The 12940-nt window shown below is 71.0% G+C and carries 12 protein-coding genes, 1 tRNA gene and 1 riboswitch; of the genes, 9 read left to right on the top strand and 4 right to left on the bottom strand.

All coding sequences use genetic code 11. The features are described 5' to 3' along the window. Positions 1 to 358: 358 nt before the first annotated feature. From ACI2L1_RS34065 to ACI2L1_RS34080, 4 genes are all read left to right on the top strand, one after another. Positions 359 to 1783 carry an MFS transporter gene (locus ACI2L1_RS34065; RefSeq protein WP_404743285.1) on the top strand — a complete coding sequence of 475 codons (1425 nt, stop codon included), beginning with the start codon at positions 359 to 361 and terminating at the stop codon, positions 1781 to 1783. Between the two features lie 73 nt (positions 1784 to 1856). Further along, positions 1857 to 3077 (top strand): L-2-hydroxyglutarate oxidase, encoded by a 1221-nt coding sequence (lhgO, locus tag ACI2L1_RS34070; RefSeq protein ID WP_404743342.1) that lies wholly within the window; start codon positions 1857 to 1859, stop codon positions 3075 to 3077. A 172-nt stretch (positions 3078 to 3249) separates the two neighbouring features. Then, positions 3250 to 4119 carry a tRNA (guanosine(46)-N7)-methyltransferase TrmB gene (trmB, locus tag ACI2L1_RS34075; RefSeq protein WP_404743286.1) on the top strand — a complete coding sequence of 290 codons (870 nt, stop codon included), beginning with the start codon at positions 3250 to 3252 and terminating at the stop codon, positions 4117 to 4119. A 51-nt stretch (positions 4120 to 4170) separates the two neighbouring features. Continuing rightward, complete coding sequence (locus ACI2L1_RS34080; protein WP_404743287.1) at positions 4171 to 5517, top strand: PrsW family intramembrane metalloprotease; 1347 nt, start codon at positions 4171 to 4173, stop codon at positions 5515 to 5517. A 100-nt stretch (positions 5518 to 5617) separates the two neighbouring features. On the opposite strand, the gene ACI2L1_RS34085 is transcribed toward ACI2L1_RS34080, so the two are convergent. Further along, positions 5618 to 6649 (bottom strand): M23 family metallopeptidase, encoded by a 1032-nt coding sequence (locus tag ACI2L1_RS34085; RefSeq protein WP_404743288.1) that lies wholly within the window; start codon positions 6647 to 6649, stop codon positions 5618 to 5620. Between the two features lie 11 nt (positions 6650 to 6660). Further along, positions 6661 to 6818, bottom strand: a riboswitch (cyclic di-AMP (ydaO/yuaA leader). A 307-nt stretch (positions 6819 to 7125) separates the two neighbouring features. Next, positions 7126 to 7199, bottom strand: a tRNA-Met gene (locus ACI2L1_RS34090). A 250-nt stretch (positions 7200 to 7449) separates the two neighbouring features. Here ACI2L1_RS34090 and ACI2L1_RS34095 point away from each other — a divergent pair. The 4 genes from ACI2L1_RS34095 (at position 7450) to ACI2L1_RS34110 (ending at position 10291) form a co-directional block, all read left to right on the top strand. Beyond that, a complete protein-coding gene (locus ACI2L1_RS34095) occupies positions 7450 to 7710 on the top strand; it encodes a hypothetical protein (RefSeq protein ID WP_404743289.1) in 261 nt (86 codons plus the stop codon). A gap of 278 nt (positions 7711 to 7988) precedes the next feature. Then, positions 7989 to 8450 (top strand): hypothetical protein, encoded by a 462-nt coding sequence (locus ACI2L1_RS34100; RefSeq protein ID WP_404743290.1) that lies wholly within the window; start codon positions 7989 to 7991, stop codon positions 8448 to 8450. Positions 8451 to 8495: 45 nt separating this feature from the next. Continuing rightward, on the top strand, positions 8496 to 9647 hold the full coding sequence (locus ACI2L1_RS34105; protein ID WP_404743291.1) for a histidine kinase: 1152 nt from the start codon (positions 8496 to 8498) through the stop codon (positions 9645 to 9647). Continuing rightward, positions 9635 to 10291 (top strand): response regulator, encoded by a 657-nt coding sequence (locus tag ACI2L1_RS34110; RefSeq protein ID WP_404743292.1) that lies wholly within the window; start codon positions 9635 to 9637, stop codon positions 10289 to 10291. Before ACI2L1_RS34105 ends, ACI2L1_RS34110 begins: the two co-directional genes overlap by 13 nt. Positions 10292 to 10364: 73 nt before the next feature. On the opposite strand, the gene ribA is transcribed toward ACI2L1_RS34110, so the two are convergent. After that, entirely contained in the window at positions 10365 to 11000 is a 636-nt protein-coding gene (gene ribA, locus ACI2L1_RS34115; protein WP_404743293.1) for a GTP cyclohydrolase II, read from the bottom strand. 204 nt (positions 11001 to 11204) lie between these two features. Next, complete coding sequence (locus ACI2L1_RS34120) at positions 11205 to 11714, bottom strand: MarR family winged helix-turn-helix transcriptional regulator (RefSeq protein ID WP_404743294.1); 510 nt, start codon at positions 11712 to 11714, stop codon at positions 11205 to 11207. A gap of 72 nt (positions 11715 to 11786) precedes the next feature. Here ACI2L1_RS34120 and ACI2L1_RS34125 point away from each other — a divergent pair, with 72 nt between their 5' ends. After that, a complete protein-coding gene (locus tag ACI2L1_RS34125; protein ID WP_404743295.1) occupies positions 11787 to 12914 on the top strand; it encodes a dihydrofolate reductase family protein in 1128 nt (375 codons plus the stop codon). Positions 12915 to 12940 lie beyond the last annotated feature (26 nt).

Consider the following 12940-nt stretch of genomic DNA (forward strand, 5'->3'; position numbering starts at 1 on the left):
CCGCTCGACGGACGCGCAGCCCGGGAGACGCCACTTCGCCCCCCGGGCCGGTCCGCCGCCCGCGGGGATGTAGGCGGCGGTGTCCCCCAGCCCACTGGATCCAGTACAGCGGGCCGACCCACGCATCATCCATGGAAGCGCTCCCCCGTTGGCCGGAGAAGAGCGCACGGACAGGCGCACGGCCACACAACGGGAGCACGACGCAACTGCGCGTATCGGACCCGCACTTCAGTACGGACCACAATCCCGCCATCCGGAACAATGCCTCTTAACGCTTGGGATGCGGCGAACTACGCTGGGTTTACGAATGCCGCGTGGTTATGCCAGCGCGGCAGCCGTCTGTGTCGAGGGGTGGCGCATGTCCAGGGAGCAACGCGGGCCGAACGAAAAACTCGGCACCGTTCTCGCCCTCGCGGGAATCAGCAACGCAGGACTCGCGCGTCGCGTCAACGATCTTGGCGCCCAACGCGGGTTGACTCTTCGCTACGACAAGACGTCGGTGGCGCGCTGGGTGTCGAAGGGAATGGTGCCGCAGGGTGCGGCGCCGCATCTCATCGCCGCCGCCATAGGCCAGAAGCTCGGCCGCCCGGTGCCGCTCCACGAGATCGGCCTGGCGGACGCGGATCCCGCGCCGGAGGTGGGCCTCGCCTTCCCCAGGGACGTCGGCCAGGCCGTCAGGTCGGCCACGGAGCTCTACCGCCTCGACCTCGCGGGCCGCCGGGCCGGCACGGGCGGCATCTGGCAGTCCCTCGCCGGTTCGTTCGCAGTGAGCGCATACGCAACGCCCGCCTCACGGTGGCTGATAACCCCGGCCGACAGCTCGGTCGCGCGCGAGGTGCATCCCTCGGAGGGCTCGGGCGCACCGCTCAAAGTCGGCCACAGCGATGTGCAGAAGCTGCGGGAGGCCGCCGAGGACGCCAGGCGCTGGGACTCCAAGTACGGAGGCGGCGACTGGCGTTCGTCCATGGTGCCGGAGTGTTTACGGGTGGAGGCGGCACCGCTGCTGCTCGGCGCGTACTCCGACGAAGTGGGCCGGGCCCTGTTCGGGGCATCCGCCGAACTCACCCGTCTCGCGGGCTGGATGGCCTTCGACACGGGACAGCAGGAGGCGGCGCAGCGGTACTACATCCAGGCGCTGCGGCTCGCCCGCGCGGCGGCGGACGTGCCGCTCGGCGGGTATGTGCTGGCGTCCATGTCGTTGCAGGCGACCTACCGAGGGTTCGGCGACGAGGGAGTCGATCTCGCGCAGGCCGCCCTTGAGCGGAACCGTGGTCTTGCGACCGCCCGCACCATGAGCTTCTTCCGGCTCGTCGAGGCGCGGGCACACGCGCGTGCGGGAGACGCCGCGGCGGCCGGAGCCGCGCTGAAGGCGGCCGAGGGATGGCTGGAGCGGTCCCGGGAGGGGGACAACGATCCCTCGTGGCTCGGGTTCTACTCCTACGACCGGTTCGCGGCCGACGCCGCCGAGTGCTACCGGGATCTGAAGGCGCCGCGGCAGGTGCGCCGGTTCACGGAGCAGGCGCTCTCGAAGCCTACGGAGGAGTTCGTACGGTCGCACGGGCTGCGGCTGGTCGTCTCCGCGGTCGCCGAGCTCGAGTCGGGCAATCTCGACGCGGCGTGCGAGCAGGGGGTGCGGGCGGTGGAGGTCGCGGGGCGCATCTCGTCCGCGCGCACCACCGAGTACGTGAAGGATCTTCTGCATCGGCTGGAGCCGTATGGGGACGAGCCTCGGGTGGTGGAGCTGCGGGAGCGGGCTCGGCCGCTGCTGATGGCTCCGGCGTAAGCCCTGGACAGCATCACCGCCACCTGCGTTTGAAGTGACTGTCAGTGGTGCAGTGCACTATCGGGGGTGGGAGGTGGTGCAGGTGCTGTCCGGGATCGCTTACGACTGTGACGTGCTCGTGGTCGGTGGGGGCATCGTCGGGTTGTCGACGGCGTATGCGATCACGCGGAGCGCGCCCGGCACCCGGGTCGTCGTGCTGGAGAAGGAGGCCGGACCCGCTCGGCACCAGACCGGGCGGAACAGCGGGGTGATCCACAGCGGGATCTACTACCGGCCCGGGTCGCTCAAGGCGCGGTACGCCGTGCGCGGAGCCGCCGAGATGGTCAAGTTCTGCGCCGAGTACGGCATCGCTCACGCGGTGACCGGCAAGCTGATCGTCGCGACCGAGCGGAGCGAGCTGCCCCGGCTGCACGGGCTGGTGCAGCGCGGCCGGGAGAACGGCATCCCGGTGCGGGAGCTGGGCGCCGCCCAGATCGCGGAGTACGAACCCGAGGTGGAGGGACTCGCCGCCATACACGTCGGGACGACCGGGGTGTGCGACTTCGCCGGGGTCGCGCGGCAGCTCGCGGAGGCGTCGGGAGCGGAGATCCGGTACGGCGCCGAGGTACGGCGGATCGACCGGCGGCCGGAGCTCGGGGTCGCCGTGCTGACGGGCGCCGGGGATGTCGTACGGGCGCGGGTGCTGGTGAACTGCGCCGGGCTGCACTGTGACGAGGTGGCACGGCTGACCGGGGACGACCCGGAGATGCGGATCGTGCCGTTCCGGGGGGAGTACTACACGCTGGCGCGACCCGAGCTGGTGCGGGGGCTGGTGTATCCGGTGCCGGATCCGGCCTTTCCGTTCCTCGGGGTGCATCTCACGCGCGGGATCGACGGAAGTGTCCACATCGGACCCAACGCGGTGCCGGCGCTGGCCCGGGAGGGGTACGGGTGGGGGGTCGTACGGCCTCGGGAGCTCGGGGCGACGCTGGCGTGGCCGGGGTCGTGGCACATAGCTCGGCGGCACTGGCGGTACGGGGCGGGTGAGCTGCGGCGGTCGGTGTCGCGGGGAGCGTTCACGACGGCCGTGCGGAGGCTGCTGCCCGCTGTGATGGCGGATGATCTGGTGCCCTCGGCGGCGGGGGTGCGGGCGCAGGCGGTGCTTCGGGACGGGACGCTGGTGGACGACTTCCTGATCCGGGAGGGGGCCCGGGCGGTGCACGTGCTGAACGCTCCCTCGCCGGCGGCGACCGCCTCGCTGCCGATCGGGCGTGAGGTGGCTCGGCGGGCCCTGGAGGCGTTGCGGGCCGTGTGAGGGGGGCGCGCTGGCCGGGCTCCGGGTTTTTCTCGCCCCCGCCGCCCCTACCCGCCCCGTCCTCCGGGGGCTCCGCCCCCGGACCACCGGACCCCCGCTCCTCAGACGCCGGAGGGGCTGGATTTGCCCAGGCGCCGGAGGGGCTGGAGCTGCCGGTAAAATCGGTCCCACTGTGTCTGACTCCCTCAACGCTCCCGAAGCCTCCCGGCCCCGGCACCAAGCCGGTCCGCATGCCCCCGGTGTCCCCGTGCGGCACACCCGGGGCAAAGGGGAGCCGCGGTTTCCCGACGGCCCCAGTGCCGATCCCGCGGGGTCGCACTTCGAGCGGCGGATCCGGAGTTTCCAGCCGCGGCGGAGCCGGGTGACGGCGGGGCAGGCGGATGCCCTGCAGCGGTTGTGGCCGACGTGGGGGCTCGACATCGACGGACAGCACACGATTGATCTCGGCGAGATGTTCGGTAACGATCATCCCGTCGTGCTGGAGATCGGGTTCGGGATGGGCGAGGCCACCGCGCAGATGGCCGCCGCCCGGCCGGGAACCAACATTCTCGCCGTCGACGTGCACACTCCCGGGCAGGGGAACCTGCTCAACCTCGCCGAACAGCAGAAGCTGTCCAACATCCGGGTCGGCAACGGCGACGCCATCATCCTGCTGCGCGAGATGCTCACCGAGGACTCGCTCGACGGACTGCGCGTCTACTTCCCGGATCCCTGGCCCAAGAAGCGGCACCACAAGCGGCGGCTGATCCAGCCGGAGTTCCTCGACCTGGCCGCGACCCGGCTGCGGCCGGGGGCGCTGGTGCACTGTGCGACCGACTGGGAGCCGTACGCCGAACAGATGCTCGAAGTGCTCACCGCGCATCCCGACTTCGAGAACACACAGGCCGACGGCGGATTTGCGTCGCGTCCCGAGTTCCGGCCGCTGACCCGTTTCGAGGGGCAGGGACTGGACAAGGGACATGTCGTGAACGACCTGCTGTTCCGCCGCGTACAGCACGGCGACCGAACCGACCGATCCGCTCAACCCCCCACCGGCGCCTGAGCGTCCCAGCCCGGCTGCGGGCGGCGCCTCCGTCTCGTTAAGGTCGATGCTGTGGCCACCTGTCCCCCGTATCCGACGCACCCCGGTGACCCCACCGGTGGCGGCACGCTGCGGCATGCTCACTGGTGGCAGAAGAAGTGGGTGCGCTACGGCGCCCTGATCACGCTTCTCGCGCTCTCCGGGCTCGTCATCCTCGCCCTGGTCCGCGAACAGACCGGCACCGAGGGGTTCCTGGTCGGGCTGGGCCTCGCCGTCCTGCCCGTACCGCTGCTCATAGCCGCCTTCCGCTGGCTCGACCGGGTCGAACCGGGCCCCTGGCGCAACCTGCTCTTCGCCTTCGCCTGGGGCGCCTGTGCGGCCGCGCTGATAGCGATCATCGCCAACAGCTTCGCGACGAAGTGGATAGCGACGGCGACCGCCGACCCGACCAGCGCGGACACGCTCGGCGCGACCGTGATAGCGCCGGTCGTCGAGGAGTCGGCCAAGGCCGCCGCCGTACTGCTCGTCTTCCTGTTCCGCAGACGGGACTTCACCGGGATCGTCGACGGGGTGGTGATAGCCGGGGTCACCGCGACCGGGTTCGCGTTCACCGAGAACATCCTCTACCTCGGCACAGCCTTCGGAGCCGACCAGCTCACCGGCGACCGCGGCATCGCCTCCGTCACCGCCGCGACCTTCTTCGTGCGGGTCGTGATGTCACCGTTCGCGCACCCCCTGTTCACCGTCCTCACCGGCATCGGCTTCGGCGTCTCCGCGCTCGCCGCGGAGCGGCAGCACATACGGCGGGTGCTCGTCCCGTTGTCCGGGCTGCTGCTCGCGATGGGCATGCACGCGATGTGGAACGGCTCGTCGACCTTCGGGGAGTACGGGTTCTTCGCGGTGTACGCGATGTTCATGGTGCCGGCGTTCGCGCTGCTGACCTGGCTGGTGATCTGGACGCGGCAGCGGGAGCTGAAGACCGTCCGCGAGGAGCTGCCCGCGTACGCCGTCGCCGGGTGGCTGGTGCCGACCGAGCCGTATGTGCTCGGGTCGATGCGGGCGCGGAGGGTGGCGCGGGAGTACGCCCGACGGCAGCTCGGGGGGCGGGCCGCGGGGCGGGCGGTCGCGCAGTACGAGGCGTACGCGACGTCGCTCGCGTTCCTGCGGCGCCGGGGGCGGCTCGGACGGGCGAACGCGGACTTCGTCGTACGGGAGCGGGAGTTGTTGCACGAGCTGTGGCGGCGGCGGGACGTGGCGCGGCCGGCGCTGGATCACGCGGCGCGGATGACGGCGCCGCCGGTGCCGGTGGCTGCGCCGCCCTGGCCGGTGTACGGGGTGTACGGGTATCCGGCGCAACAGCCGACCCACCCGGTGCACCCGACGGTGCCGTATCCCGCGTACAACCCGTACCGGACGTAAGGGCTGCGGAGGGATCGGCACCGCGCGGTTGCCGCGAGCGGCGTACGCGTCGAGGACCGCGAAGGAGCGGGACTCTACGGCCGCGAAATCACCGTGGACCTCAGGGGTTGAGCCCCTTGCCCCGCAGCCACGCCATCGGGTCGATCCCGTCGGCCGCGCCACCGGGGTGGACCTCCAGATGCAGGTGCGCGCCGGTCACGTTGCCTGTGGCGCCCACGCGCCCGATGACGTCACCGGTGCTGACCTTCTGGCCGACGCTGACACTGATCGAGGACTGGTGGCAGAACCACAGCTCGGTGCCGTCGTCGAGGGTGAGGATGGTGCGGTAGCCGTAGGAACCGGCCCAGCCGGCCTCCGTGATGGTGCCGCTGTGGATCGCCTTGATCAGCGTGCCCGTGGGCGCGGCGAAGTCGAGGCCGGTGTGGTAGCCGGAGGACCACAGCGAACCGGCCTGACCGAAGGTCGAGGTGATCGTGTACGACGAGGTCGGCAGCGTGAACTGCTTGGCGAGCTCGGCCAGGCGCGCGGCCTCGGCCTTCTCCGCGGCTTCCTGCTCTGCCTTCTTCTTCGCGGCGGCGGCCTTCTCCTGGGCCTCCTTCTCCGCCTTGGCGGCGGCCGCGTCGGCCTCCTTCTGGGCGGCGTCCGCGACGGCCTTGGCGGCCTTGGAGTCGATCTGGTCCTGCTGCTGCTCGGCCTGGGCCAGGATGCGCGAGCGCAGTGCCTCACCGGCGTCCGAGGCGGACTCGGTCTGCGAAATTTCCGTGGAGGTGGTGCCGCCGACCGTGCTGAAGGCGCTCGTGTCGTCGGAGGAGCCGGAGTCGTCCGAGATGAGCGAGTCCACGGAGGGCAGGTCCGGCATGGAGATGGACACCGGCGGCTTGCCGGTGTTGGCGCTGGCCATCCCGCCGGCGCTGACGGCGGCTATGACACCGACGCCCAGAACGGTGGAGCTGCGGGCGAATCCTCCGCCGCGCTGCTTGGCGACACGATGCCGGCCGCGCACCGGAGCGAGGGACTCCGCGGTCGGGTTCCACTCGCCGAGGGGGGCCTCGTCGTCGGCACGGTAGCCGCCGTACACGAGCGTGTCGCTCGGTGCGTACGGCGCCTCGGGGGCAGGCGGGTTGGACGCCACGTGGGCGTGCTCCTTTCCTTCCTTCTCGCCTACCGGGTTAGCTGACGGGTTCGGAGCAGGAAGGTCTCCTACGCGCGTATACCCACCGTGCTGCCACGGCGGAGTACGAGCGATTCACCCCAAGTTGGTGGTTCCCCGGTTCCCTTGCGGAATTCGGCGCGTGAGCACGGAGCCGTCTCTTGTGACGGCTGGGACGACCGCGCTGCGTTATCGAACGTTAATAGACGCGGGGGCTCGATTCCAAGCCGTTCCTCTTGATCATTAACGAAATCCCACGGGACTTACGGCCCAAGAACGCCGAAAAACGGGCGACTTGACCTTGCCCCAGGTGACTCACAGGTATTGACGGCATGTCAGTTGTTACGCGGAGGGCACTCGCCCGATCACACCACGTCACGAAGGCCGTCGGCCAGGAACCCCGGGGAAAACACTCAGGGCCGGAATCCAGTGACTGGATTCCGGCCCTGAGCCTTGAGTAGCGGGGACAGGATTTGAACCTGCGACCTCTGGGTTATGAGCCCAGCGAGCTACCGAGCTGCTCCACCCCGCGCCGTTGTGTTCACTACTGTACGCCATCCGCGGGGTGACTCGCGCCAGGGTTGCCGTTTCTCCAGGTGGTTGAGGGCCACATCCAGGTCGGGGCCCGCGTTCCGGACCACCAGCCAGGCGGGATGTACCGCCCCATCCTCGCCGACCAGGCCTCCGTGGTCTCCCTGGCCTCCACGGCCAGGTCCGGTTGGGGCGATCGGCCGGGTGGGACCGGCGTACCGTGGCGCCCCTCACGGAAACGAGGAGGGACCATGACGGCAGCCGAGGAGCGCCCGACGGAGATCGGCAAGCGGGACATCCCGCTCTCCGGGGGCCGCACGCTCCGGGTGACGGAGTTCGCCAACGGCAGCGTCCGGCTGGCCGTCCACGCGGGCTCCCCCTACGTGGTGACGGTCCTGGAGCAGATCGACGACGGAGTCATGCTGAAACTCTCCCCCGGCCGCGAGGGCTCGAACGCCCACCGGAACTGGGTCCGCGACCACAGCGAGGGCGGTCCCTCTCAGGGGAGCTGACAGCAAGAGGCTCGGCGGCCGTGGCTCCTCCCCTGGCGCCTCGCACCTGCCGGGAACTCAGCTCGGTGTGCTCACCGCCACCCTGTTGTGAACCGGCCGGTCCGAGCCGACCCGGCTCTGGGTCAGCCCCTCCCAGTACTGTCGCCGCCGCCCCGCGCGACCTCGCCGTCCCCTTGGCGGAGTTGAGCCGGGAGCACGGTGACGGACGACGCCCTCGCCGGGACGCTCGCCGACGCCGCCGTGCTGCATCTGCGGATGGCGAGCCCGGGCCGCCCCTCGTGCCGGGCCCCACCCATCCGTTCACCGCGGGCTGCCTCGCCTTCGCGCACAACGGCTTCTTCTCGCCGTACGACGCGCTCGACGAGCTCATCGCCCCCGGGCTGCTGTCCGGCGCGGCCGGGAGCACCGACTCCGAGCGGTTCTTCCTGCGGGTGCTGACGCTGCTGCGGGACAAGGACCCGGTCGAGGCGCCGGCAGGCCGCCGACGGCACACGGGCCCGCATGTCCTTCGCGAGCCTCAACTGTCTGCTGATGACCGGGGAGACGCTGTACGCGACGCCGACGACGACACTCGGTCCGAGGTCACCATGCGGCGCGGGCCCGGCTACTTCCGGCTGCGGTACCAGGCGGACGGGGGTCGGGTCGTCGGGGCGTGGAGTGTGCTGCCGTACCGGCGGGTGCTGGAGGTCCGGCGGGACGGCCTGGGCGATGTGTGCACACGTGACGGGCGGATGGTGTAGCGGGCTACACCGTGCGCCAGGAGCGGATCATCTAGCGTGAACCGCATGTGGAAGACAGTCCAGCGTGCGGCGATGGCGACCGTGCATCTCGTCGTGGCCGCGGCGATGTGCTTCGGGTTGTACATATTCATCACCGTGCTGCTGATCACCGCCGTCGGTACGCTCGCGGTGGTCGGCTGCTGGCTGCTGCCCGAGGCCGTACTGCTGATCCGGCGGATCGCCGGCGCCAAGCGGAACCTGACCACCCTGTGGACGGGCCGGGAGATCCCCGAGGCGTACCGGCCGATGACCGGCACACTGCGCGAGCGGCTGCGGATCTCCGTGCAGGACCCCAGCACGCGCACCGACGTCCGCTGGATGCTCTGTTACTACCTCTACGGCGCCATGCTCGCCCTCGCCCTCCCACTGTGGCCGGTCGGCCTGGTGGTCGACGGTGTGTGGGCCGGTCTGCTGCGCCGCACCCCGGTCGCGCTCCCGCTGATCGTGAAGCTCGCCGACACCGAGGCCCGCTGGTCGTCCCTGCTGCTCATGCCCTCCCCCAAGGCCAGGCTGGCCCGGCGGGTCGAGGAGCTGAAGGAGACCCGGGCCGACGCCATCGCCGCCCATGAGGCGGAACTGCGCCGTATCGAGCGGGACCTCCACGACGGCGCCCAGGCCAACCTGGTGGCGCTCTCGATGCGGATCGGACTCGCCAAGCGGGCCTACGACCGTGACCCCGACGCCGCCCGCAAGCTGCTGGACGACGCCCAGGACCAGGCAGAGCAGGCGCTGACGGAGCTGCGGCAGGTGGTGCGCGGCATCCATCCGCCGATCCTCACCGACCGGGGTCTGGTCGGCGCGGTGCGGGCCCTGGCGTCGAGCAGCGGGCTCGCGGTGAGCGTGGAGGACGGCGGCCTGGAGGGCGGCACGCGGGCGCCCGCGGCGGTGGAGGCGGCTGCCTACTTCGTGGTGGCCGAGTCGCTCACCAACGTCGCCAAGTACAGCGGCGCCGATCGCGCCGAGGTGCAACTCGCGCGCACCCGTCGCGGACTTACCGTGCGGGTCCGGGACGAGGGCCGGGGCGGTGCCGACGAGTCGCGGGGCTCGGGTCTGCTCGGGATGCGGCGCAGGGTCGCCGCACTCGACGGAACATTGGAAGTGACCAGCCCGGTCGGGGGTCCGACCGTGATCGATGTGGAGCTGCCGTGCGTGTGGTGATCGCCGAGGACAACGCCCTCCTGAGAGAGGGGCTCGTCCTGTTGTTGACGTCTTCCGGACACGAGGTCGTGGCCGTCGTGGGCACCGGCCCCGAGATCATGCCCGCCCTGTTGGAGCACCGGCCGGACGTGGCCGTCCTCGATGTGCGGATGCCTCCCGGATTCCGCGACGAGGGACTGCGGGCCGCCCTGGAGGCCCGCGAGAAGATCCCCGGGCTGCCGGTCCTCGTCCTCTCGCAGTACGTCGAGGAGTCGTACGCCGCCGAGTTGCTCGCCGGTGGCACCAGCGGGGTCGGCTACCTGCTGAAGGACCGGGTCGGCCGGGTCGACGAGTTCCTCGACGCGCTGGAGCGGGTGGTGGCCGGCGGCACCGCGCTCGACCCCGAGGTCGTCGCCGAACTCCTCACCCGCCGCCGCGACACCCCGCTGGACTCCCTCACCCCGCGCGAGCGCGAGGTGCTGAAGCTGATGGCCGAGGGCCACGACAACACGACCATCGCCTCGACCCTGGTCGTCACCGAGCGCGCGGTCAGCAAGCACATCGGCAACGTCTTCCTCAAGCTGGGCCTGCCTCCGAGCGACAGCGGCCACCGGCGGGTGCTGGCGGTACTGGCGTACCTGGCGCACACCGTTCCCGGGCAGTGAGCGGGAGTGAGTCCGCACACTGGCGCGCCCCGAACGGTCCTCCCGAACCGGGGTGCAGCGCGCTGCGCCCCCGTCATCCGGCGCTGAGCTCGCTCAACTCGCCCAGCGGCAGCGTGTGCTGGGTCTGGAGGACCTTCGCGCGCAGATACCGGACGTTGTGCGCGGTGGTGAACACACCGGTGGGCACCCGCTCCCGGACCCCGATCCCCAGGTCCCTCAACTGACCTGCCTTGTCAGGGTTGTTGGAGAGCAGATCGAGCTCGCCGATCCCCAGGGCGGTGAGCATCTGCGCGGCCGCCGTGTAGTCCCGGGCGTCCTCGGGCAGGCCGAGCGCGGTGTTCGCGGCGTAGGTGTCGAGACCCTGGTCCTGGAGGGCGTACGCGTCGAGCTTGTTGTAGAGGCCGATGCCGCGGCCTTCCTGGCGGAGGTAGAGCAGGACACCGCCGCGCTCGGCGATGCGCTCGACCGCCTCGCGCAGCTGCGGGCCGCAGTCGCAGCGGGCGGAGCCGAAGACGTCTCCGGTGAGGCACTCGGAGTGCAGCCGCACCAGGGGCACGGGGCCCGGGTCGCCGAGGACGACGGCGAGGTGCTCCTGACCGTCGGTCAGGCCGTGGAAGGTGACGAGCTCGGCGTCGACGCGGTAGCCGTCCCCGAAGCGCAGCGGGACGCGGACGCGGGAGCGCTGGGTGGCGGCGGGGGTCTCGGTCATGCGGATACTCCGGTCCATAGGCTCCGTGGAGATATCTGCTTCAGATTTGAAGCAGCTCCACGGTTCGGGACCCTACCCCATGTTTTAAATTTGAAGCAACAGAATTATGGCGCTCGTCACAAGCGGGTCTTCACGAGCAGGTCTCTACGCAGGTCTCTACGCAGTTCTCCACGCAGGTCTCCACGCAGGTCTCCACGCGGGACTTCACGAGCAGGACGGGGAGGACCGTCGCCGCCAGGGAACGCTCCCGGGGGCGCCGCCATTCCCCTCCAGCCCCTCGGCCACGCTGGTGAAGATCTCCTCCAGTTGCCTCACCTGCTCCGGCGTGAGCCGGTCGAAGAGCGCGGCGCGGACCGTCTCCACATGCCCCGGCGCCGCCCGCTCCAGCACCGACATGCCCTCGTCGGTCAGCACGGCGACGCTCCCGCGCTTGTCCCACGGGCAGTCCTCGCGGCGCACCAGCCCGTCCTTCTCCAGCCGGGCTACGGCGTATGTCAGCCGGGGCCGGGTGATCTTCAGCCCCTCGGCGAGATCGGTCATCCGCAGCCGCCGCTCCCGGGCCTCGGAGAGGTTGGCCAGGATGGAGTAGTACAGATGCGGCATGCCGGCCTCTTGCTGGAGCTGCCGGTCGATGGTGTCCTCCAGGAGCAGCGAGGCAGCGATGTACGCGCGCCAGGCGCGCTGCTCGTCGGGGCTGAGCCAGCGGGTCGTCATGCACCCAGTGTAGGTTTGCTTCAAACTTGAACCAAGCCCGCCGTCCCTAGACCAGCCGGGGAGCCCCTTTCCATGTCCCACCCCTACGTCCTCCTCTCCGCGGCAGTCTCCCTGGACGGCTACCTCGACGACACCGGCCCTGACCGCCTCCTCCTCTCCAGCCCCGCCGACTTCGACCGCGTCGACGAGGTCCGCGCCTCCGTGGACGCGATCCTCATCGGCGCCGGCACGATCCGCGCCGACAACCCCCGCCTGCTGGTGAACTCCGCGCGGCGCCGCGAGGCCCGGGAGGCGGCCGGGAAACCGCCGTACCCCCTGAAGGTCACGGTCAGCGGCTCGGGCGACCTGGACCCGTCCGCGAACTTCTGGCACACGGGCGGCGACAAGCTCGTCTATACGACGGAGAAGGGCGCGGAACGGGCCCGCGAGGTGGGTCTGGCCGCCGACGTGGTCTCCCTCGGCCCCTCGCTGGACTGGCACCGCCTGCTGGAGCATCTGCACGAGGAGCGCGGAGTGGACCGGCTGATGGTGGAGGGCGGCGGCCGTATCCACACCCAGCTCCTCCAGCAGGGCCTGGCGGACGAGGTGCAGCTGGTGCTGGCCCCGTTGTTCGTCGGCGATCCGGACGCTCCGCGCCTCTTCGGCCCGGGCTCCTACCAGGGCGGCCGTCTACGCCTTGTGGAGACCCGCCGTATCGAGGACGTGGTCCTGATGCGCTACGAACCCACGGCCCCCGGCACGGGCCTGCGGCCGTCCGCCGCGGACCACCACTGGCTCGCCCTGGCCTGCGAGCTGGCAGCCGAGTGCCCGCCCTCGCGGACGGCGTTCAGCGTGGGTGCGGTGGTGGTCGCCGCCGACGGCACGGAACTGGCCCGCGGCCACTCCCGGGAGTCCGGCGATCCGGTCGTCCACGCGGAGGAGGCGGCCCTGGCGAAGATCGCCCCGGACGACCCCTGTCTCGTCACGGCCACGGTCTACACCAGCCTGGAACCCTGCACCCACCGCGCCTCCCGCCCCGCCCCCTGCGCCCGGCTGATCCTGGACGCGGGGGTACGGCGGGTGGTGACGGCGTGGCGGGAACCGGACACGTTCGTCGAAGGGGCGGACGGGACGGGGACCCTGACGGCGGCGGGCGTGGACGTGGTGGTCCTCGGCGAGCATGAGGAGCGGGCGAAGGCACCCAACCGCCACCTGCTGTGAACCGACGCGAGCCGTCGCCTCGGCGT

It is taken from the genome of Streptomyces sp. NPDC019531 (assembly GCF_044903305.1).
In the GTDB taxonomy this organism is placed as follows: domain Bacteria; phylum Actinomycetota; class Actinomycetes; order Streptomycetales; family Streptomycetaceae; genus Streptomyces.

Excerpts from the sequence above, each read along its gene's own strand:
- ribA (WP_404743293.1), bottom strand. The coding sequence starts at position 11,000 with ATGACCGAGACCCCCGCCGCCACCCAGCGCTCCCGCGTCCGCGTCCCG.
- ACI2L1_RS34120 (WP_404743294.1), bottom strand. The coding sequence starts at position 11,714 with ATGACGACCCGCTGGCTCAGCCCCGACGAGCAGCGCGCCTGGCGCGCG.
- ACI2L1_RS34125 (WP_404743295.1), top strand. The coding sequence starts at position 11,787 with ATGTCCCACCCCTACGTCCTCCTCTCCGCGGCAGTCTCCCTGGACGGC.
- ACI2L1_RS34105 (WP_404743291.1), top strand. The coding sequence starts at position 8,496 with ATGTGGAAGACAGTCCAGCGTGCGGCGATGGCGACCGTGCATCTCGTC.
- ACI2L1_RS34065 (WP_404743285.1), top strand. The coding sequence starts at position 359 with ATGTCCAGGGAGCAACGCGGGCCGAACGAAAAACTCGGCACCGTTCTC.
- ACI2L1_RS34095 (WP_404743289.1), top strand. The coding sequence starts at position 7,450 with ATGACGGCAGCCGAGGAGCGCCCGACGGAGATCGGCAAGCGGGACATC.